Origin of the sequence: Flavobacterium cupriresistens, from assembly GCF_020911925.1 — a bacterium.
GTDB lineage: Bacteria > Bacteroidota > Bacteroidia > Flavobacteriales > Flavobacteriaceae > Flavobacterium > Flavobacterium cupriresistens.
Map to the genome: position 1 here is coordinate 4,589,369 of NZ_CP087134.1, position 26,447 is coordinate 4,615,815.

Annotated in this window: 1 protein-coding gene (cut by a window edge); it reads right to left on the bottom strand. The window is 37.8% G+C overall.

Going from position 1 to position 26,447, the window contains the following annotated elements; all coding sequences use genetic code 11:
* Positions 1–19: 19 nt before the first annotated feature.
* Positions 20–26,447, bottom strand: partial view of a non-ribosomal peptide synthase/polyketide synthase gene (locus tag LNP23_RS18670; protein ID WP_230002378.1) — the 3' portion only. The gene runs 2,447 nt beyond the window's last position; the window shows 26,428 of its 28,875 coding nt (coding positions 2,448–28,875); its start codon lies beyond the right edge, outside the window — the gene reads right to left on this strand; it ends in the stop codon at positions 20–22.

Genomic DNA, 26,447 nt, shown 5'->3' on the forward strand with positions numbered 1-26,447 from the left:
TTATATTTTAATAGTTTTGTTATAGTGTAATACTTTCATTATAGCTTTCTTCATCCTCTTCATCTTCATCAAAATCCAATTCAAAAAGGTCAACAAGTGATGCTTGTCCTTCTATTGTTGTGTACTCAAACACTTCTCGAATCGATACTTCAATATATAATTCTTTACGAATCATCGACACCAATCGGGTCGCCAGTAAACTATGACCTCCTAATTCAAAGAAGTTATCATAAATCCCTACCTTTTCTATTCCCAATAAATTCTGCCAGATAACAGCCAACTGTTCTTCTGTCTCTGTGCGTGGCGCAACATACTCCTGTGTAGAAAGATCCGAATTATCCGGATCCGGTAACGCTTTTCTGTCCAATTTACCATTAGGAGTTAACGGCAGCTCATCCAGCTCAACCCAGATCATCGGAACCATATACTCGGGTAAACTTGATTTCAATTGTTCTTGTAGATCTGCTTTATCCAGTTTGCCTTCTACCACCACATAACCAACCAAACGTTTGTTACCACTTGCATCCTCTTTGGCCAATACTCCACACTGAATAATTCCAGATAAAGAAGACAAAGCATTCTCGATCTCACCAAGCTCAATACGATACCCTCGAATCTTAACCTGATTGTCTTTCCTGCCGATAAACTCAAGGCTTCCGTCAGCAAGCCAACGTACTAAATCGCCTGTCTTATAAATTCTGTCTCCTCCTGCAAAAGGATTTGCTATAAACTTCTCTTGGGTTAATTCTTCTCTGTTTAAATAACCACGTCCTACTCCTACACCACTAACCCATAACTCTCCAATAACTCCAATCGGACATAAATTATCATACGCATCTACAACATACAACTGCATATTGGCTACAGGTTTACCTATAGGAACTACAACTCCAGAAGGAGCCTCGTACATAATATGAAGACTGACATCATCTGATGCTTCTGCAGGACCATAAGCATTCACTACAGCAATAGAAGGAAACGATGCAAACCAGGATTCCAATAATGAAATCGTAGCCGCTTCTCCTGTAACCAGAAAATAACGTAAATCTTCCAAACCTTTTCTTGAGCCTGTTTCCAATAAATTCAATATGTAAGAAGGAACTAACTGAAGATGCGTAACTCCATAAGAACATAAAGCATTCTGAAAATCATTGGTGTCCAAGATCATGGACTCACTGTAAATCGCAATACGACCTCCACATAATAAACCACTTAATAATTGCCATACCGAAATATCAAAAGTAAAAGGCGCTGTAAAGGCAACAACGCTGGTACTGTCCATATTCAAGTCATCAATCATAATCAAAAGATGGTTCAATAACCCACTATGCTCAATCATAGCTCCTTTGGGAGCTCCCGTACTTCCCGAGGTATAAATAACATAACTCAACGAAGCAGGTGAATACGAAATACCTAATGGTTCTACAGAGCAATTGGCATATACCAAAGAGGAATCATCCAAAACAATAATCTTACTATCACTTAAAATCGCAGACAAAGCCTCTTTACTTGATGCATCGGTAAGAACCAAAGAACAACCGGTATCCTGAGCAATATAGGAAATACGGGATGCCGGATAATCCGGTTTAACAGGCACATAAGCACCTCCTGATTTTAAAATACCCAAGATCCCCACAAGCATATTCAAACTACGATCTACACAGATACCTACCAAGCTATCTGCCACCACACCCTGATCACGAAGATAATGGCCCAGCTGATTAGAACGCTTATCTAACTCTTTGTAACTTAACTCTTCCGAGCCAAAAACTACAGCGATAGCATCAGGTGTTTTTTGTACCTGCTGCTCAAACAAATCAACTACCGTCTGATCCAATGGATATTCTACAAACGTATCGTTGAAAACAGCTGCTATCTGATGGGATTCCGCCGCAGTCAACATAGGCAAACTATGTATTGGCTGACTGATATCACTCAACATATTCACCAACAACTCTTTATAATGCAACAGCATACGATCAATCGTAGTCTGGTCAAATAAAGCGGTGCAATAATTTATTCCTACCGAAATATCAAAATCACTTTCTGAGATACTCAACATCAAATCAAATTGAGCTGTCATTTGTGAATACTCGTACCTGGAAATTATAACATCTTCTACTATTGGGCTTTCTTCACTGGTATTTTCAATATCATTATGAAAATCAAACATTACCTGAAACAAAGGTGTCATACTTCTGTCACGAGTAGTCACTACCCGGTCTACCACTTTCTCAAATGGAGCCAGCTGATGATTATAACTACCCAATGTCGTCTCTTTTACTCGGGATAAAAGTTCTTTAAAATCCGGATTACCACCCAAATCACTGCGTAGTGCCAAGGTATTGACAAAAAAGCCAATCATACCTTCCAACTCCGATTGAGTACGGTTAGCAATTGGAGTTCCCACACAAATATCATCCTGACCACTATAACGTGACAACAATACTTTAAAGGCAGCTAACATTACCATAAACATGGTAACCCCTTCTCTTTGGCATAATGCTTTTAAAGACTCTCTGATTTCTTTGTCTAAGACCAAGAAAATAGTTGAACCAGCCGTACTCTGCACAGAAGGGCGAGGATAATCTGTTGGTAAAGATAAGGTAGCCACTCCTTGAAGCTTCGCTTCCCAATACGCTAACTGTGCATCTAAAACAGCTCCTTCGAGATACTTTCTTTGCCAGATCGCATAATCGGAATATTGTAACGTTAACTCCGGTAGAACAGCTGTTCTTCCAGATTGAAGAGCGCTGTAAAACTCCATAAACTCATTTATCAAGATACCACCTGACCAGCCATCACTAACAATGTGATGAAGTACACAAGCCAGTACATACTGCTGATTTCCTAAATCGTACAGACAGCTTCTTAACTTATAATCCTTTGCTAAATCAAAAGGACTCATCAGATAATCTTGCATACTGCTTGCTAATAAGGACTCCTCTGTTATTTTTACCTGATCCAGTGTCCAGTCTTCTGCGGATATTATTTGCTGATACCCTACACCATCTTCGGATAAAAGAATCGTACGCAATACCTCATGACGTGACACTATACTGTGTAATGTTTTCTCTAAAATCGATACATCTACCACTCCTTCCAAACGAAGCACTGTAGGAATATGATACTCTGTACTACCTTGCAACTGATCCAAAAACCACAAACGTTCCTGACTAAAAGACAATGGAATTCGCTCGGGACGATGCTCTGAAACAATAGTAGGAAGCAATACTCCTTTTGACTGAACCGATACATGAGCTCCTAAAGCTGCTATAGTAGTGTGTTCAAATACGTCTACAATTTCAATTTCTATCGTCAACTCTTTACGAATCATCGATACTAATCGTGTGGCCAATAAACTATGTCCACCCAACTCAAAGAAGTTATCATGAATCCCTATTTTTTCTATTCCCAACAACTGCTGCCAGATAACAGCCAACTGTTTTTCCAGGTCTGTACCCGGAGCTACAAACTCTTTACTGGATAACTCGGAACTATCCGGATCCGGTAAAGCTTTCTTGTCCAATTTACCATTAGAGGTTAATGGCAACTGATCCATCTCAACCCAGAACATCGGAACCATATACTCCGGAAGGCTTACTCTTAAGCGTTCCTGTAAATCTGTTGTATTTAATTTATCGCCTGAAACTACATAACCGATCAAACGTTTGTTCCCAACTTCATCCTCTCTGACTAAAACACAACACTGGATAATTTCTGAAAATGAAGACAATACATTTTCAATCTCACCCAACTCGATGCGGTATCCGCGAATCTTTACCTGATTGTCCTTTCTACCGATATATTCTATATTTCCGTCAGCTAACCAACGTACTAAATCACCGGTCTTATACATTCTGTCTCCTTCAACAAAAGGATTCGCTATAAAGTTCTCTTTCGTTAATTCTTCCTGATTCAGATAACCGCTGGCCACACCTGATCCCCCAATGCATAACTCTCCAATAACACCAATTGGTACTAGATCTAATGAAGGATTTAAAACATACAAATTGGTATTGGTCAAAGGCTTACCTATTGGAATCGTTGTTGCTGAATCTGAGATTTCAAAAACAGCATAACAAGTAGCATACACGGTTGTCTCTGTAGGTCCATAGACATGGTGAATTTTTCCGGATCCTAATCCTGATAACATTTTTCGCACTGGAGTTATTGAAACTTTTTCACCTCCAAATAACAACAATCTTAAACTCGATAATAAGGATAAATCATATTCTGCCAAAGAATTAAACAAAGCAGTAGTAATAAAAATAACACTTAATTCATTCCTGTTTATAACCTTAGATAAAGCCCCGGCATCTGAAGCCACAGATTTATCTATTAAATAAAGACTCGCTCCATTTAAAAGACTGCCAAAAATCTCATAGGTCGATCCATCAAAAGCATAATTAGACCATTGAAGTACTCGATCTGAACAATTAATTGCGATCGCACTCGATGGATCATTAATCAAAGTAATTACATTCTCGTCACTAATCGAAATTCCTTTTGGTACTCCTGTTGTGCCCGAAGTATACATGATGTAGGCTACGGAAGCAGAATGTCTTTCATTTACCACTTTTGAAGATTCATAAGCAGAAGATTCTGCTATATCTAAGAAGAAAATAAAATCTGAAACGGATAAACTTGATAATAAAGAGTCTTCTCTGTAAAGAAGAAAATTCACACTCGAATCCTCTACTATATATGATAATCGTTTAGAAGGCAAGGTAGGATCTAAAGGAACATAAGTACATCCTGATTTTAGGATCCCTAATATACTAACGATCATATCAAAACTTCTGTTAAACAAGATTCCTATTCGCGAATCACTAATCACTCCCATCGATTCAAAATAATGAACCAATTGGTTGGATCGCTCGTCCAGTTCTTTATAAGTCATCACCTGATCTTCAAAAACCAAGGCTATCGCTTGTGGTGTTTTAAGAACCTGATCATTAAATAAATCCACTATCGTTTTATCCTGAGGGTATGCAAATGCAGTATCATTAAAAACAGTCAATAACTGCTGCTTATCCTCTGGGTCAAGCATAGAAAGACTCTCTATTGGTTGGTTCATATCATTGACAACACTTACCAGCAATTCTTTATAATGCAACAGCATTCGATCAATTGTAGCTTTATCAAACAAAGCGGTACAATACCCCATATCTAAAGTAATACCGTTATTACTTTCAGTTATATGCAATGTTAAATCAAATTTCGAATTAGAAGTTTCAAACCCGTAATCTGAGAGGACAATATCTTGTAATTCTAAACTTTCCTCTTTATATAGTTCAGGTGTATTTTGCAATATAAACATCACCTGAAATAAAGGGCTCGTACTCATGTCACGACTCGTAATCATTTGATCCACTACTTTTTCAAATGGAACCAACTGATGGTCATAACCGTCTAATGTGGTTTCTTTTACTTTTTCTAAAAGTTCCTTGAAACTTGGATTACCTCCAAGATCACTACGAAGTGCCAACACATTTATAAAAAAGCCAATCATACCTTCCAACTCTGCTTGGGTACGGTTTGCTATTGGTGTCCCTACACAGATATCATCTTGACCGCTATAACGCGACAACAATACCTTAAAGGCAGACAGCATTACCATAAACAACGTAACACCTTCTCTTTGACACAATGCATTTAAGGAATTGCTAAATTCTTTATCCAAGACTAAGAAAATACTTGAACCTGCCATACTCTGTACAGAAGGACGAGCGTAATCTGTTGGTAAAGATAAGGTAGTCACTCCTTGTAACTTCTCTTGCCAATACGATAACTGTGCTTCTAAAACAGCTCCTTCGAGATACTTTCTTTGCCAGATCGCATAATCTGAATATTGCAGAGTAAGTTCCGGTAAAACAGCAGTTCTGCCGGATTGAAGAGCGCTGTAAAGCTCCATAAACTCATTCACCAAAATACCACCTGACCAACCATCACTGGCAATATGATGAAGTACACAAGCCAGTACGTACTGCTGGTTTCCTAAATCGTACAGACAGCTTCTTAACTTATATTCTTTTGCTAAATCAAAAGGCAACATCAGATAGTCCTGCAGACTGTTTTCAAATAAGGATACATCTGTTATTTTTACCTGCTCCAGCTTCCAGTTTTCTGCAGGTATTATTGCCTGATACCCTACTCCGTCCTCTGATAAAAGAACTGTGCGCAATACCTCATGACGCGAAACTATACTTTGTAAGGTTTGCGCCAGGATCGAAACATCTACTGTGCCTTCCAAACGAAGAACAGTAGGAATATGATATTCTGTACTACCTTGCAATTGATCCAAAAACCATAAACGTTCCTGACTAAAGGACAATGGGATTCGTGCCGGACGCTCCTCCGCAACAATAGTCGGCAATAAGACTCCTTCTGATTGAACCGATACATGAGCCCCTAATGCGGCTATAGTAGTATATTCAAATATTTCTCTGATAGCTAACTCAATAGACAATTCTTTACGGATCATCGACACCAATCGGGTCGCCAGTAAACTATGACCTCCTAATTCAAAGAAGTTATCGTAAACACCTATTTTTTCTATTCCTAATAAATTCTGCCAGATAACAGCCAATTGTTCTTCTGTCTCTGTGCGTGGTGCAACATATTCCTGTGTAGAGAGATCTGAATTATCCGGATCCGGTAACGCTTTCCTGTCCAATTTACCATTTGAAGTCAATGGCATCTGATCCAATTCGACCCAGATCATCGGAACCATATATTCGGGTAAGCTTACCTTTAATTGTTCTTGTAAATCTGTTTTATTTAGCTCCCCTTCTACAACCACATAACCAACCAGACGTTTGTTACCATTTGCATCTTCTTTGGCCAAAACACAACACTGAATCACCGATTCTAACAATGACAAAGTAGTCTCAACCTCACCCAACTCAATACGATAACCTCGAATCTTAACCTGATTGTCTTTCCTGCCGATAAACTCAATACTACCATCCGCAAGCCAGCGCGCTAAATCGCCTGTCTTGTAAGTTCTTTCTCCTTCTATAAATGGATTTGTTATAAACTTCTCTTGGGTTAGTTCTTCCTGGTTTAAATAACCTCGGGATACTCCTGAACCGCCAATACATAACTCCCCAACTACGCCTACCGGTACTAAACTCAGCTGCGAATCTAAAATGTAAATTTGAGTATTACCTATAGGTCTTCCTATGTTTATTTCTCTATCGTTACAAGTACCCTTATCATAAAAAGAGATGGTAGAAGTTACGGTCGTTTCTGTTGGGCCATATTTATTATAAAATGAATATCCTTCATTCCAGGCTTCCATTAAATCTTTATTACAAATCTCCCCTCCAACAACTATTCTTCTCAAGGATTTTAAATCGGTCCTTACAGGTAAAGTGCTTAACATACTTGGAGTAGTATGAAAATGTGTTATCTTTTGAACATCAATAAAATTCAGTAAATTTTCAGTATCAAGAATCGTTTCTTTATTTACAAGGATCAATTTACTACCACTACACAAGGTTATAAAAATTTGCTCAACAGAAGCATCAAAAGCAAAGTTTGAAAACTGCAAAACAACATCACTTGAATCAATCGCAAATGTATTAACCTGAGAAGTAACCAGATTTATACTATTTGTATGTTCAATCATTACCCCTTTAGGTCTTCCTGTACTTCCTGAAGTGTAAATTACATAAGCCAAATGATTCGGCGCTACTAGACCACCATAATCTTCTGCAGAATACCCTGAGATCACATCCCAATCCTTGTCTAACAATACCACCTTAAGATGGGTATGTTCTGCTAATACTTTATGGCTTGCGATACTGCTTAACACCAAATTCATACCCGCATCTTGCAACATATAAGTAATACGATCTGATGGATAATCAGGATCTATTGGAACATAAGCCCCTCCAGATTTCAAAATTCCCAAGATACCTACAAGCATTTCCAGTCTGCGCTCTACACAGATCCCCACAAGGGTATCAGCTTGAACTCCTTGTTCTCTTAAATAAGATCCTAATTGATTCGATTTCTCATTTAATTCCTTATAACTTAATTCTGCTCCCTCATAAACCACAGCAATGGCATCCGGAGTCTTTTTAACCTGTTCTTCAAATAAATCAACTAATGACTTATCCTTTGGATACGCAAGAGCTGTGTCATTGAAAACAGTTAACAATTGGTGTTTTTCGTCTGCAGTCAACATCGTCAGACTACCGATTGGCTGATTGATATCATTCACAATATCTGCCAACAACTCCTGATAATGCAACAACATACAATCAATTGTACCTTTATCAAATAAATCGGTACAGTATCCCATATTTAAGGCGATACCATTACTATTTTCAGATACATTAAAGGTCAAATCAAATTTTGAACCGAAAGTCTCAAATTCATAGTTTGAAATCTCAATATCCTCTAATACTGTTTCTGTAGCTTCTTCGGGTGTGTTTTGTAATACAAACATTACCTGAAACAATGGTGTCATACTTCTGTCACGGGTAGTAACCACTCGGTCTACTACCTTTTCAAATGGAACTAACTGATGGTCATAACTCTCCAAAGTCGTTTCCTTTACTCTTCCTAAGAGCTCACTGAAACTTGGATTGCTTCCCAGATCAGTGCGAAGCGCCAGGGTATTGACAAAAAAGCCAATCATCCCCTCTAATTCCGATTGGGTACGGTTTGCTATTGGCGTTCCCACACAAATATCGTCTTGACCGCTATAACGCGCCAGTAACACTTTAAAAGCTGACAACATTACCATAAACAAGGTAACGCCTTCTTTTTGGCATAATGCTTTTAAAGACTCACTGATTTCTTTATCCAAAACTAAGAAAACATCCGATCCTGCTGTACTTTGAATTGAAGGACGTGCATAATCTGTTGGTAAGGATAAAGTAGCCACTCCTTGAAGCTTCGTTTCCCAATACAATAATTGGGATTCTAATACGTCGCCTTCGAGATACTTTCTTTGCCAGATCGCATAATCTGAATATTGTAAAGCAAGTTCCGGTAAAACAGCCGACCTTCCTGACTGAAAAGCGCCGTAAAACTCCATAAACTCATTCACTAAAATACCACTTGACCAACCATCGCTGGCAATGTGATGAAAGACACAAGCCAATACATACTGTTGATTTCCTAAATCATAGAAACCACTTTTTAACTTATAATCCTTTGCTAAATCAAAAGGACTTGCTAAATAATGTTGCAGATTACTTTCCAATAATCCTTGCTCTGTTACTTTTATCTGATCCAGTTTCCAATCTTCCGCATCTATTACTTGCTGGTATCCTACACCCTCCTCTGATAAAAGTATCGTACGCAATACCTCATGACGTGATACTATATTTTGTAATGTTTTTTCTAAAATTGATACATCTACTGCTCCTTCTAAACGCAACACTATTGGGATATGATACGCAATACTTCCTTCTAACTGATCCAAAAACCACAAACGTTCCTGACTGAAAGACATTGGAATGCGCTCCGGACGCTCCTCCACAACAATTGCCGGCAATAATATACCTGCCGATTGTCCCAATACATGAGTTCCTAAAGTTGCTATAGTAGTATATTCGAATACTTCCCTGATAGATATTTCAATAGACAGCTCTTTACGAATCATCGATACCAATCGGGTAGCCAATAAACTATGACCTCCCAACTCAAAGAAGTTATCATAAACTCCAACTTTTTCTATACCTAATAAGTTCTTCCAGATGGCTGCTAATTGTTCCTCAATCTCTGTACGAGGCGCAACATATTCTTTTGTAGACAAATCCGAATTATCCGGATCCGGTAATGCTTTTTTATCCAGTTTACCGTTTGAAGTTAAAGGCATTTGATCCAATTCAACCCAGATCATCGGAACCATATATTCCGGTAAGCTTAATTTCAATTGATTCTGTAAATCAGTCTTATCGAGTTTGTTCTCTGAAACTACATAACCCACCAGGCGTTTGGTACCTACTGCATCTTCTTTAGCCAATACACAACATTGAATAACCGATGCTAACGATGACAATGTATTCTCGATCTCACCTAACTCGATGCGATAGCCTCGAATCTTAACCTGATTGTCCTTTCTGCCAATATATTCAATATTTCCATCCGAGAGCCAACGTGCTAAATCGCCCGTTTTATAAATTCTTTCTCCTTCTATAAATGGATTTGCTATAAACTTCTCTTGCGTTAATTCTTCTTGATTTAAATAACCAAGTGCAACTCCTGAGCCTCCAACACATAATTCTCCAATAACACCAATTGGCAATAAATTCAATTTGGAATCTACGATATAGGCCTGACTATTTTTAATAGGCTTACCAATAGGAAGATTGGTATAAGTAACTTTATCAATCGTATAGGTCGTCGAAAACGTAGTGTTTTCTGTCGGACCATACCCATTGACCATATTTAAATCGCTATAAAGCTCTTTTAATTTATTGGTATAATTAAACAAAACCACATCACCACCAACTGCTAAATCACTCAAATTTTCAAAAACAGTTACATCATCTTCTACTACTTGATGAAACCAAGAGGCTGTCATCCACATAGTGGTAACTTTATTTTTTACAATAAGTTCTTTTAGATTGCTGACATTTAGCAATGCATTTGTATCTGCTAATATTAATTGACCTCCATTTAGTAAGGTTCCAAAAAATTCTAAAGTAGTAGCATCAAAAGAAATAGATCCTGTTGACAACCATACCGTATCTGAATTTAATGAGATATAATCACAACTTGTACATAAACTGACAATATTACGATGTGTTACCATCACTCCTTTCGGATTACCCGTTGTTCCTGAAGTATACATAATATAAGCAACTGAAGCAGGCTCTGTTTTATGTGAAATTTCAGAAGCTTTATAATTAACCGATTTATCTATATCCAGGAAGACAATAAACTCTGAAGATAGACCTGATAATAAAGATTCTTCCCTGTAAATCAGAAAATTGACACTCGAGTCCTTCAAAATATAGGATAATCGTTCAGCCGGTAATGTAGGATCTAAAGGAACATAAGTACTTCCTGATTTCAGGATACCTAATATGCTAATGATCATATCAAAACTTCTGTTAAACAAGACTCCTATTCGGGAGTTTCTTATCACTCCAACCGATTCAAAATAATGAACCAATTGATTGGAACGCTCATCCAGTTCTTTATAAGTCATTACCTGATCTCCAAAAACCAATGCTGTCGCATCCGGTGTTTTAAGAACCTGATCTTTAAATAAATCACTTATCGTTTTATCTTGAGGGTAAGCTAATTCCGTATCATTAAAAATATTCAACAATTGATGTTCTTCTGCTCCGGTAAGCATAGAAAGCCCATCTATAGGCTGATTGACATCCTTCACAATACTTGTCAACAACTCCTGATAATGCAACAGCATACGATCAATTGTAGCCTTATCAAACAAAGCACTACAATATTCTATATCTAAAATAATATTATCTTTAGTTTCAGATATATTTAGCGTTAAGTCAAATTTTGAATTAAATGCATCAGACTCATATCCCGAAAGCATGATATTCTCTAAAGTCAGTTCGTCTGAACCTTCCGGTGTATTTTGCAATACAAACATCACCTGAAATAAAGGGCTCATACTTCTGTCACGGGTAGTAACCACGCGATCTACAACCTTCTCAAATGGAACTAACTGATGGTCATAGCTGTCCAATGTAGTCTCTTTTATTTGCTTTAAAAGTTCCTTAAAACTTGGATTACCTCCAAGATCACTGCGAAGCGCCAGCGTATTGACAAAAAAGCCAATCATTCCCTCTAATTCCGATTGGGTACGGTTTGCAATTGGAGTTCCCACACAAATATCCTCCTGCCCGCTGTAACGAGATAACAATACTTTAAATGCCGATAACAGCAACATAAACAAGGTAACACCCTCTCTCTGACATAACGTATTTAATGACTCACTACATTCCTTATTTAAGACAGCCGAAACATTTGATCCCGCTGTGCTTTGTATCGAAGGACGGGGATAATCTGTTGGTAAGGTTAAGGTAACTACATCTTGCAGCTTTTCTTCCCAATAGGATAACTGGGATTCTAAGACAGCTCCTTCGAGATATTTTCTTTGCCAGATCGCATAATCGGAATATTGTAAAGTTAATTCGGGTAAAACAGCTGTTCTGCCATATTTCAACGCACTGTAAAGCTCAATGAACTCATTGACCAAAATACCTTCCGACCAACCATCACTGGCAATGTGATGAAACACACAAGCCAATACATACCGTTGGTTTCCTAAATCATACAGACAGCTTTTTAATTTATAACCTTTTGCTAAATCAAAAGGACTTACTAAATAATGCTGCAGATTACTTTCCAATAATCCTTCATCTGCTATTTTTACCTGGTCCAAAGTCCAGTTCTCTGTACTTATAACTTCCTGATACCCTACACCATCATCTGACAATAATATCGTACGAAGTACCTCATGACGGGAAACTATAGTTTGTAATGTTTGTTCCAAGATGGATATATCCAGTGCTCCTTCCAGACGAAGTACAGTAGGCATATGATATTCTGTACTGCCTTGCAATTGATCCAAAAACCACAAACGTTCCTGACTGAAAGACAATGGAATTCGCTCCGGACGTTCTTCAACAACAATAGCAGGCAACAATACTCCCTCTGACTGAACCGATACATGTGCCCCTAAAGCTGCTATAGTAGTGTATTCAAATACTTCTCTGATTGATACTTCGATAGACAATTCTTTACGAATCATCGACACTAATCGGGTAGCCAATAAACTATGACCTCCCACCTCAAAGAAGTTATCATAAACACCTATTTTTTCTATACCCAATAAGTTCTGCCAGATTACTGCTAATTGCTCCTCCGTTTCTGTACGTGGCGCAACATAGGCCTGACTGGACAAATCGGAATTATCCGGATCCGGTAAGGCTTTCCTGTCCAGTTTGCCATTAGGAGTCAGCGGCATCTGATCCAGTTCAACCCAGATCATCGGAACCATATACTCGGGTAAACTTGATTTTAATTGTTCTTGTAAATCAGCTTTATTGAGTTTTCCTTCTACCACTACATAACCAACCAAACGTTTGATACCACTAACATCTTCCTTGGCCAAAACACAACATTGGGTAACCGATTCTAATAATGATAATACATTCTCAATCTCACCCAGCTCGATACGATACCCACGGATCTTAACCTGGTCGTCTTTCCTACCGATAAGTTCAAGATTACCATCAGGCAACCAACGTGCCAAATCGCCCGTTTTATATATTCTCTCTCCTTCTATGAAAGGATTTATGATAAATTTCTCTCTATTTAACTCTTCTTGGTTCAGATAGCCAAGGGCAACTCCTGTTCCTCCGATACATAACTCTCCAATTATACCAACAGGTAAAAGTGTATTCGATTGATTTAATACATAAAACTTATTATTCCACAAAGGTTTACCAATTGGTACATGAACTAAACCATCCAGATTATTAATGGTATCAACTTCAAAATAAGAACTGTCAATGGTAGTTTCTGTAGTACCATAACTATTAATGATTCTCATGGAATGTCCAAATCTAACATACACTCTTTTGAAATCATTCATGCTGCAGATATCAGAACCTAAAATCAAAAGCTTCATCCAGCTATAATCTAAATTCTGATCATGGATATAATCCATTAATGGAATTACTAATCCCGGAGTACCCTCCAATATAGTAACACCGGTTTCTGAAATCAAGCTATACAATCGAGCCGGATCAAGTCGAATATCTGAAGAGCAAAGTATCATTTTACCTCCAAATAACAAACTTCTGCATAAATCTCCTGAAAATACATCAAAAGAAAAACTGGCCATTTGTAATAAACAAGTCGTATGATCGAGTTTATACGATGCTTCCCAGCTTAAGGCTATGTTCAATAAACTGGTGTGACTAATGGCAACTCCTTTGGGTCTACCTGTAGAACCTGAGGTGTAAATACAATATACCTTTTGTTCTGAATCTAAAGTTATATTTAAAGCTGTGATCGGTTGCTGATGTATATGCTCTTTACATAAATCTATTACAACTCCTGTAATCTTAATTTTATCAGCAATTAGAAATTCATACTCCTTTTGGGTAACAAAAAAGGAAATACCACTGTCTTCTATAATGTAATCAATACGGTCTTGCGGATAATCAGGATCGATTGGCACATAAGCCCCTCCTGATTTTATAACCCCTAAAACACTTATCAGCATCTCCAAACTACGATCCAAACAAATGCCGACTAAATCCCCGGCTTGGACACCTTGTTTTAGCAAATAGTGACCTAATTGATTCGACTTCTCATTTAATTCTCTATAAGTCAATTCTTCTCCCTCATAAACCACCGCAATGGCATCAGGAGTATTTTTAACCTGCTCTTCAAATAAAGCAACTATCGTTTTGTCCTTTGGATAGTCTACTGCCGTATTATTAAAAATATCTAATAACTGGTATTCTTCCTCTATAGTCAACATTGACAGAGTACCTATTGGTTCATTGACATCATTCACAATACCTGCCAATAACTCCTGATAATGCCACAACATACGATCAATCGTAGCTTTATCGAATAAAGCGGTACAATAATTCATATTCAAAACAATACCATTATTGCTTTCGGATACATTTAATGTTAAATCAAATTGAGCCGTAACAATGTCAAACGCGTAACCTGAAAGGGTAATATCTTGCAACCCTTTTTCTGAATCTCCTGAACTTGCCTGTGCGTTTTCTAATTCAAACATCACCTGAAATAGAGGACTCATACTTCTATCACGGGTAGTAACCACTCGATCCACTATCTTCTCAAATGGAACCAACTGATGATCGTAACTACCCAAAGTAGTCTCTTTTACTCTTCCTAAGAATTCCCTGAAGCTTGGATTGCCTCCAAGATCCGTACGAAGTGCCAACGTATTGACAAAAAAGCCAATCATACCTTCTAATTCTGACTGGGTACGGTTTGCTATTGGTGTTCCTACACAAATATCGTCCTGACTACTATAGCGAGACAACACTACTTTAAATGCCGATAACATCAACATAAACAAGGTAACACCTTCTCTTTGACATAAAACATTTAACGATTCGCTAATTTCTTTATTTAAGACCAAAGAAACATTCGATCCTGCTGTACTTTGCACAGCTGGACGAGCATAATCTGTTGGTAAAGATAAAGTAGCCACTCCCTGAAGTTTCGTTTCCCAATACGCTAATTGGGATTCTAAAACAGCTCCTTCAAGATACTTTCTTTGCCAGATCGCATAATCGGAATATTGCAGAGTAAGTTCCGGTAAAACCGTTGCTCTTCCTGACTGCAAGGCACTGTAAAGCTCCGTAAACTCACGCACCAAAATACCTTCTGACCAACCGTCACTGGCAATGTGATGAAACACACAAGCCAATACAAACTGTTGGTTTCCTAAATCATACAGACAACTTCTTAACTTATAATCCTTTGCTAAATCAAAAGGGCTTACTAAATACTGCTGCAGATTACTTTCCAATAATCCTTGCTCTGTTATTTTTACCTGATCTAATATCCAGTTTTCTGCGCCTATTATTTCTTGATAACCTACTCCATCCTCTGATAAAAGAACTGTGCGAAGTACCTCATGACGAGAAACTATACTTTGCAATGTTTGTTCTAAAATTGAGACATACAGTGCTCCTTCCAGACGCAGTACAATAGGAATATGATATTCTATACTGCCCTGCAGCTGATCCATAAACCACAAACGTTCCTGACTGAAAGACATTGGAATACGTTCCGGACGTTCTTCAACAACAATAGCCGGCAGCAATATTCCTGCCGATTGCCTCGATACATGAGTACTTAAAGTTGCTATAGTCGTGTATTCAAAGACTTCTCTGATAGATACTTCAATAGACAGCTCTTTACGAATCATCGATACCAATCGCGTAGCCAATAAACTATGACCTCCTAATTCGAAGAAGTTATCATAAACTCCGACTTTTTCTATACCTAACAAATTCTGCCAAATAGCGGCTAATTGCTCCTCAATCTCTGTTCTCGGAGCAACATATTCCTGTGTAGATAATTCTGAACTATCCGGATCCGGTAATGCTTTTCTGTCCAATTTACCATTTGAAGTCAATGGCATTTGATCCAGTTCAACCCAAATCATCGGAACCATATATTCCGGTAAACTTAGTTTCAATTGATCCTGTAAATCAGTCTTATCAAGTTTGTTCTCTGAAACTACATAACCAACCAGTCGTTTGTTACCTGATGTATCTTCTTTGGCTAAAACACAACATTGTGTAACTGATTCTAACAATGACAAAGCATTCTCGATCTCACCCAATTCGATACGGAAACCACGAATCTTAACCTGATTGTCCTTTCTGCCAATATATTCTATACTACCGTCAGCAAGCCAACGTGCTAAATCGCCCGTTTTATAAATTCTTTCTCCTTCTACAAAAGGATTTACTATAAATTTCTCTTGTGTTAATTCTTCTTTATTCCAATAACCTCGGGCTACCTGAATCCCTCCAATGCATAATTCACCTGTTACACCAAGTGGTAAAAGTTCGTGTGCTTCATCTAAAACATACAAGCTGGTATTGGCGACCGGTTTACCAATTAAAACGGCTGACAAGTGACCTTTCAAAGGAACTTCCCAAGAACTAACGTCAATCGCTGCCTCAGTAGGACCGTATAAATTATCTAAACGTACATTATTAAATTTCTCTCTAAACAGACTAACATGATCCAGTTGTAAAGCTTCCCCGCTACATAAAACACGCTGCAATGAACTACAGTCTCCTAATTCAATTGAACTAAGGAAAACGCTTAACATCGAAGGAACAAAATGGATCGTAGTGATATTATTTTGCTCGATGAGTTCTTTTAAATAAACAGCATCTTTATGGCCTTCCGGTTTCGCAAAAACCAATTTAGCACCGCAGATAACAGACCATAATAATTCCCAAACAGAAACATCAAAACTAAAGGAAGTTTTTTGAAGAATAGTATCTTCAGCCGTTAACTGATAATGGGATTGCGTCCATAACAATCGATTTACAATACCTCCATGCTCGTTCATCACCCCTTTTGGATTACCTGTACTTCCTGAAGTATAAATCACATAAGCCAGATGATTCGGTGCCACTACAACACTTAGATTTTCTTTTGAATATCCCGAAATCTTATCCCAATCTGTATCTAACAATACAACATTAATAGCGCTATATTCCTCTAACACTTTATGACTTGCTGTGCTACTTAGCACCACTTTCATACCTGCATCATCTAACATATAGGCAATTCGATCCTGTGGATAATCTGAATCGATTGGCACATAAGCCCCTCCTGATTTCAAGATTCCCAAGATTCCAATTAACATCTCCAAACTACGCTCTATGCAGATACCCACAAGCGTATCCGGCTCAACGCCTTGTGCTCTTAAATAAGATCCTAGTTGATTGGACTTCTCATTTAATTCTTTATAACTTAATTCTGCTCCTTCATAAACCACCGCAATGGCATCAGGAGTATTTTTAACCTGCTCTTCAAATAAATCGACCAACGTTTTATCTTTCGGATAAATAGCCAATGTGTTATTGAAAACATCCAATAATTGGCCACTTTCTTCTTTTGATAAAACATTTAAGGTACTTATACTTACCCCTTCCTTGCTTAGACCTTCTAAAAGTTTCGTCAAAGCATTTTCCATATATCCCAAAATACGGGTTGCCCCTATACTTCCATCAATCTGAGCCGTTAATTCAAAACCATCTCCAAGATCATCTACATTTAAGGTAAATGGGTAATTGGTTCGTTCCTGACCACCAAGAATGGTGATGCCCGAATCAAATTCAACAGTCTCATCCTGCTCTGCTACTGCCAGAGCCGAGTGACGATAATTTAATAAAGCACTAAAAAAGGCTTTATCATTACCAATACCACTCCAATTCTGAATATGCGATAAAGGCGTTTGCTCATAGGACAATAAATCCTGCAACAGTCCTTTGACCTGATTCACGTATTCTACTACATCACCTTTCAAATCCAACAATAACGGCAACGTATTGATAAACAACCCTAAGGAATCTGCTGCTCCTAAAGAGCCTTGAAGTCTTCCAGAGAACAACGAGCCGAAAACTGCATAATCTTTATTACTACACCTGGCCACTACCAATCCGTACGCGGCATGAAACAAGACGGCCGGGGTTATGCCGTGCAACACACATAATTTACGTAACTCTGTATTTAAATCTTTGGAAAGCACTATATGAGATTCTTCAATACTCCTGCCATTTCCTAAGACATTGGATAATTCAAAAGGATAAGTAGGCTCTTCGATCACTCCAAATAAAGACTTAAAGTAAGATGCTCCATTATTAACCGATTGCGCATGCAAAGTATGACCTATAAAATCTCGGTACAAAACAGGAACTCCTAAACTATCTCCTTTACCCGATAAATACAGCGTAATTTCTGATATAATTTTCTCCATACCAACATGGTCAATTATTAAGTGATGTTGGTATACAATCAAATAATAACTGCCATTCTCAGCGTCATCTGCTGATTTTAACTGCAATAATGGTGCTTTTGAAACATCCATCCAATACCCTCCCGGAGCTATCAGAAGTTCTAATTGTGGTAAAACTGCTTTTGAATGATCCAATTCTAAATGTTCAATCCATAAAGGCGCTTCGCGTAAAACAACTTGAACTGCAGCCGGTAAACCTGAACTCAAAATACCGGTGCGCAAAACATCATGACGGTTCACTACAAATTGTAATGCCTCAATAAAAGAATCTCGTTTATCCTGATCTGAAAAAGAAAGTAAATTAGGAAGGATATAAGGATCTCCTTGTTTAGGATCCCCCATTAGATGATGGAAATGAATCCCTTCTTGTAATGGTGATAAAGGATAGATATCCTCAATATTAGAAACACCTCCCATTACCGTATCACTTATCTTATCTAAATCACTTTGGCTCAGATCTACCAAAGGAATCATTGACGGAGTAATAGAACTACTATTTACAGCTATACCATTGGCCGGAACACGATATGCTAAAGATAAAGAAGATAATTTCTCACTCATCGATGCTATCGTAGGGCCTGCAAAAATATCTTTAACTCCAATATGAAAATCTAACTTCTGTAAACGAGAGATTAACTGAACAGCCAATAAACTATGACCACCCAACTCAAAGAAATTATCATAAACTCCAACTTTTTCTATACCTAATAAATTCTGCCAGATGATTGCCAATTGTTCCTCAATCTCTGTACGTGGAGCAACATAGCTCTGACTGGACAAATCTGAACTGTCGGGATCCGGTAAGGCTTTCCTGTCCAATTTGCCATTGGGAGTCAAAGGCATATGATCCAGTTCAATCCAGATCATCGGAACCATATATTCCGGTAAACTTAACTTTAATTGCTCCTGTAAATCAATCTTATTCAGCTCACCTTCTACCACTACATAACCAACCAAACGTTTGGTACCTCCTGCATCTTCTTTGGCTAAAACACAACACTGACTGACAGCTTCTAATGACGATAAAGCATTTTCGATCTCACCTAACTCGATGCGATAACCGCGAATCTTTACCTGATCGTCTTTTCTTCCGATAAATTCAATATTACCATCGGCAAGCCAACGTGCTAAATCGCCTGTTTTGTAAATTCTTTCTCCTGCTACAAAAGGATTTGTTATAAACTTTTCCTTAGTTAACTCTTCTTGGTTTAAATAACCACGAGCCACTCCTGAACCTCCGATACATAATTCTCCAACTACTCCAATGGGTAAAGACTGATGCCTTTCATCCATAATATAAACCTTGGTATTGTCTACAGGTTTACCAATAGGAATTTTAATTGGTCTATCCTTTTTTACTTTATAACTAGTCGCAACTACAGTAATCTCTGTTGGTCCATAATTATTATAAATAGTAATATCAGTCGATTTATTTAAATGCAGCACATCTCCTCCTGTTAAAACAACAAGGTTTGGCAACGAAATCTCTTCTTCTATAAAACTTTCACACAGGGAAGTTGGTATATAACTATGTGTAATCGAATGATCAATCAGAAACATTGAAAGTTGATCCAAATCATAGCGCATTTTATCCGGGATAGGATACAAGCTCGCTCCAAAAACTAAATAAGGACATATTTCCCAAATACTGGCATCAAAACCAATTCCGGAAAATAAAGTACCCCTGCTTTGAGCCGTAACAGCATACGCTCTTTGGTGCCAAAAACATAAATGAATTAAATTTCTATGTTCAATCATGACTCCTTTAGGTTGCCCTGTACTTCCCGAAGTGTAAATAACATAGGCCAAGTCATTTGACTTTATAGCAATCTCAGGCTGAACATCTGAATAATCAGAAATCGTTTCTTTAAATAAATTCAGAAATGAATTATCTATAATTACCCTACAACCACTATCGTTTTTTATATATTCTTTTCTTTCTTCCGGATAATTAGCGTCAATAGGAACATAAGCAGCACCTGTTTTTAATATTGCTAGAAATGAAACAATTAACCAATCACTGCGTTCTAAAATAACGCCAACTAAATGCTCCGAATGAATCGTATTATGAGCTAACAGATAATTTGCCAACGCATTAGAACGCTTATCCAATGCCTTATAGCTCAACTCTTCTCCCTCATAAACCACTGCAATAGCATCAGGAGTCTTTTTAACCTGCTCCTTAAATAAATCAATCAGCGTTTTATCCTTTGGATATTCTACCGTTGTATCATTGAAAATATCCAATAACTGGTGCGACTCTTCTTCTGATAAAATAGGTAAAGCCGTTGTATTTACTTCTTCGTTTTTTAGACCTTCCAGAAGTTCCGTCAAAGCATTTTCCATATAAACCAGAATACGCTTAGCCTCTATACTTCCATCAATCTGAGCTGTTAATCCAAAATCATCTCCAAAATCGTCTACACTTAAAGTGAATGGATAATTGGTGCGTTCCTGACCTCCCAGAACCGTTATACCGAAATCAAATTCACTTGCATCTTCCTCTTCTGTTAAAGCAGGTGCCGAGTGACGGTAATTCAATAAAGCACTGAAAAAGGCTTTATCATTGCTTATACCACTCCAATCCTGAATATGGGATAAAGGAGTTTGCTCGTATGATAGTAAATCCTGTAACAAAACTTTTACCTGATTCACATATTCTACTACATTCCCTTTTAACTCTAAAAGTACCGGCAATGTATTGATAAACAACCCTAGAGAATCTGCTGCTCCTACAGAACCCTGAAGTCTTCCCGAAAACAAGGATCCAAAGACAGCATAATCCTTATTACTACACTTGGCTACTACCAATCCGTAAGCGGCGTGGAACAAGACTGCCGGGCTTATCGCATGCAACACACTCAATTTACGCAACTCTGTACTTAAATCTTTTGAGAGTACTACACGAGACTCTTCAATGCCCTTACCGCCTCCTAAAACATTAGATAATTCAAAAGGATAGGTAGGTTCTTCGATCGCTCCAAATAAAGTCTTAAAGTAAGATGCTCCATTATTAACCGCTTGCGCATTCAAAGTATGACCTATAAAATCGCGATACAAAGCAGGAACTCCTAAACTGGCACCTTTTCCGGATAAATACGATATCACCTCTGATATAATTTTCTCCATACTAACATGGTCCATTATTAAGTGATGTTCGTATATAATCAAATAATAACAGCCATTCTCAACATCTTCTGCCGATTTCAAATGCAATAATGGTGCTTTTGAAATATCCATCCAACAGCCTCCCGGAGCTATCATAAGCTCTAATTGTGGTAAAACAGCTTCAGAACGATCCAATTCTAAATCTTCAATCCATAAAGGAGCTTCGCGTAAAACAACCTGAACAGCTCTTGGTAACCCCGAACTTAAAACACAGGTACGTAAAACATCATGACGGTTCACTACAAATTGTAGCGCCTCAATGAAAGAATCCCGTTTATTTTGATCTGAAAAGGAAAGTAAACTTGGGAGAACATATGGATCTCCCTCTTTAGAATCACTCATCAAATGATGAAAATGAATCCCTTCCTGTAATGGCGATAAAGGATAAATATCCTCAATATTGGAAACACCTCCCATTACCGTATCAATTATCTTATCCAGATCACTCTGGCTCAAATCCACCAAAGGAACCATTGACGGAGTGATAGTCTCACTATCAACTTTAATGTTATTAGCAGGAACACGATATGCTAAAGAGAAAGAAGACAACTTCTCACTCATTAAAGCTATCGTTGGTCCCGAAAAAACATCTTTTACTCCAATATGAAAATCTAACTTCTGTAAACGAGAGATTAACTGAACAGCCAATAAACTATGGCCTCCCAATTCAAAGAAATTATCATAAATACCTATTTTTTCTATACCCAATAAGTTCTGCCAGATTACTGCTAATTGTTCTTCCGTTTCTGTACGTGGCGCAACATAGGCCTGACTAGACAAATCAGAATTATCCGGATCCGGTAAGGCTTTCCTGTCCAGTTTACCATTAGGAGTCAGCGGCATCTGATCCAGCTCAACCCAGATCATCGGAACCATATACTCGGGTAAACTTGATTTTAATTGTTCTTGTAAATCGGCTTTATTGAGTTTCCCTTCTACCACTACATAACCAACCAAACGTTTGATACCGCTTACATCTTCCTTGGCCAAAACACAACATTGGGTAACTGATTCTAATAATGATAATACATTCTCAATCTCACCCAGCTCGATACGATACCCACGGATCTTAACCTGGTCGTCTTTCCTACCGATAAGTTCAAGATTACCATCAGGCAACCAACGTGCCAAATCGCCCGTTTTATATATTCTCTCTCCTTCTATGAAAGGATTTATGATAAATTTCTCTCTATTTAACTCTTCTTGGTTCAGATAGCCAAGGGCAACTCCTGTTCCTCCGATACATAACTCTCCAATTATACCAACCGGTAAAAGTACATTCGATTGATTTAATACGTAAAACTTATTATTCCACAAAGGTTTACCAATTGGTACATGAACTAAACCATCCAGATTATTAATGGTATCAACTTCAAAATAAGAACTGTCAATGGTAGTTTCTGTAGTACCATAACTGTTAATGATTCTCATGGAATGTCCAAATCTAACATACACTCTTTTGAAATCATTCATGCTGCAGATATCAGAACCTAAAATCAAAAGCTTCATCCAGCTATAATCTAAATTCTGATCATGGATATAATCCATTAATGGAATTACTAATCCCGGAGTACCTTCCAATATAGTAACACCGGTTTCTGAAATCAAGCTATACAATCGAGCCGGATCAAGTCGAATATCTGAAGAGCAAAGTATCATTTTACCTCCAAATAACAAACTTCTGCATAAATCTCCTGAAAATACATCAAAAGAAAAACTGGCCATTTGTAATAAACAAGTTGTATGATCGAGTTTATACGATGCTTCCCAGCTTAAGGCTATGTTTAATAAACTGGTGTGACTAATGGCAACTCCTTTGGGTCTACCTGTAGAACCTGAGGTGTAAATACAATATACCTTTTGTTCTGAATCTAAAGTTATATTTAAAGCTGTGATCGGTTGCTGATGTATATGCTCTTTACATAAATCTATTGCAACTCCTGTAATCTCAACTTTATCAGCAATTAGAAATTCATACTCCTTTTGGGTAACAAAAAAGGATATGCCACTGTCCTCTATAATATAATCAATACGGTCTTGCGGATATTCAGGATCGATTGGCACATAAGCCCCTCCTGATTTTAAAATACCCAAGATAGCCACAAACATATCCAAACTACGATCTACACAGATCCCTACAAGACTGTCTGCCACCACACCCTGGTCACGAAGATAATGTCCCATCTGGTTTGAACGCTCGTCTAACTGTCTATAACTTAACTCTTCTGAGCCCAAAAGTACAGCTATAGCATTAGGAGACTTTTGCACCTGCTTTTCAAACAAATCAAGTATTGTTTTATCTTTTGGATATTCAACCGCTGTGTTATTGAAAACATCTAATAATTGATGTTGTTCCTCTTGCGATAAAACATTTAAGGTAGTTACATTTAATCCTTTGTTACTTAAACCTCCTAAAAGTTCCGTCAAAGCATTTTCCATATAAACAAGGATACGCTTAGCTTCTACATTTCCATCAATCTGAAACGTTAATCCAAAATCATCTCCAAAATCATCAACACTTAATGTAAATGGATAATTGGTGCGTTCCTGACTTCCAAGAACCGTTATCCCCGAATCAAACTCATTTGCATCATCCTCTGATAGAGACTGCCCTGTATGACGGTAATTTAATAAAGCACTAAAAAAGGCTTTATCATTGCCTATACCACTCCAATCCTGAATATGTGATAAAGGCGTTTGCTCATAGGACAATAAATCCTGTAACAAAACTTTCACCTGATTCACATATTCTACTACATCACCTTTTAATTCCAGAATCACCGGTAAGGTATTGATAAACAACCCTAAGGAATCTGCGGCTCCTAAAGAACCCTGAAGTCTTCCCGAGAACAAAGAACCAAAAATAGCATAGTCCTTATTACTACACCTAGCCACTACTAATCCGTACGCAGCATGAAACAAAACTGCCGGACTTATAGCGTGCAACACACATAATTTGCGCAACTCTGTACTTAAATCATTTGGGAGCACTATATGAGATTCTTCAATCCCCTTACCATCTCCTAAAACATTCGATAATTCAAAAGGATAGGTTGGTTCTTCGATTGCACCAAATAAAGACTTAAAATAAGATGCTCCATCATTTACCGATTGGGCATGCAAAGTATGACCTATAAAATCACGGTACAAAACAGGAACTCCTAAACTATCCCCTTTACCCGATAAATACGATATCACCTCTGATATGATTTTCTCTAAACCAATATGGTCAATTATTAGGTGGTGTTGGTATACAATCAAATAATAACAACCATTCTCAGCATCTTCAACTGATTTCAACTGCAATAATGGTGCTTTTGTAACATCCATCCAATAACCTCCTGAAGCTATCAGAAGCTCTAATTGGGGTAAAACTGCTTCAGAACGATCCAACTCTAAGTTTTCAATCCATAAAGGCGCTTCACGTAAAACAACCTGAACGGCTTTTGGTAAACCTGAACTTAAAATACAGGTACGTAAAACATCATGGCGGTTCACTACAAATTGTAAGGCCTCAATGAAAGAATCTCGTTTACTTTGATCTGAAAAAGAAAGCAAATTAGGCAAAACATAAGGGTCTCCCTGTTTAGAATCACTCATCAGATGATGAAAATGAATTCCTTCCTGTAACGGTGATAAAGGATAGATATCCTCGATGTTAGAAACACCTCCCGCTACTGTGTCTATTATAAAATCCAGATCACTTTGACTCAAATCAGCCAAAGGAACCATTGCTGGGGTAATAACATCGCTATCAACTGTTATACCATTGGACGGAACACGATACACTAATGATAAAGAAGATAACTTCTCACTCATTAAAGCTATCGTTGGTCCTGCAAAAATATCTTTTACTCTAATATGAAAATCTAACTTCTGTAAACGAGAAATCAACTGAACAGCCAGTAAACTATGACCGCCTAATTCGAAGAAGTTATCATAAATTCCCACTTTTTCTATTCCCAATAAGTTTTGCCAAATAGCTGCCAATTGTTGTTCCGTCTCTGTGCGAGGCGCAACATACTCCTGTGTAGAAAGATCTGAGTTATCCGGATTCGGTAACGCTTTCTTGTCCAATTTACCATTAGACGTTAAAGGCATTTTATCCAGTTCAACCCAAATCATCGGAACCATATATTCGGGTAAACTTAATTTTAATTGATCCTGTAAAGCTGTTTTATCTAGTTTGTTCTCTGAAACTACATAAGCAACCAGACGTTTGTTACCTGATGCATCTTCTTTGGCCAACACACAACATTGGGTAACCGATTCCAATAAAGACAAAGCATTCTCGATCTCTCCCAATTCGATACGATACCCACGGATCTTTACCTGATTATCCTTTCTTCCAATATATTCTATACTGCCGTCAGCTAGCCAACGTCCTAAGTCTCCTGATCTATACAAGCGGTCTCCAGCTACAAAAGGATTTGTGATAAACTTCTCTTGCGTTAATTCTTCTCTGTTTAAATATCCTCTTGCAACTCCTGCTCCTCCTACACATAACTCTCCAATAACGCCTACCGGTACTAAATTTAGATTGGCATCTAAAATATAACATCCTAAAGTAGGGATCGCTGAACCAATAGCACTAACCGAACTTAACATATCTGAACTTGTAAGTTCTTTATAGGTAACGTGAACCGTAGTCTCGGTAATACCATACATGTTTATCATTTTACAAGACGGATATAATGCTTTCCAATTTTGTAAATAAACAGGGTTTAAT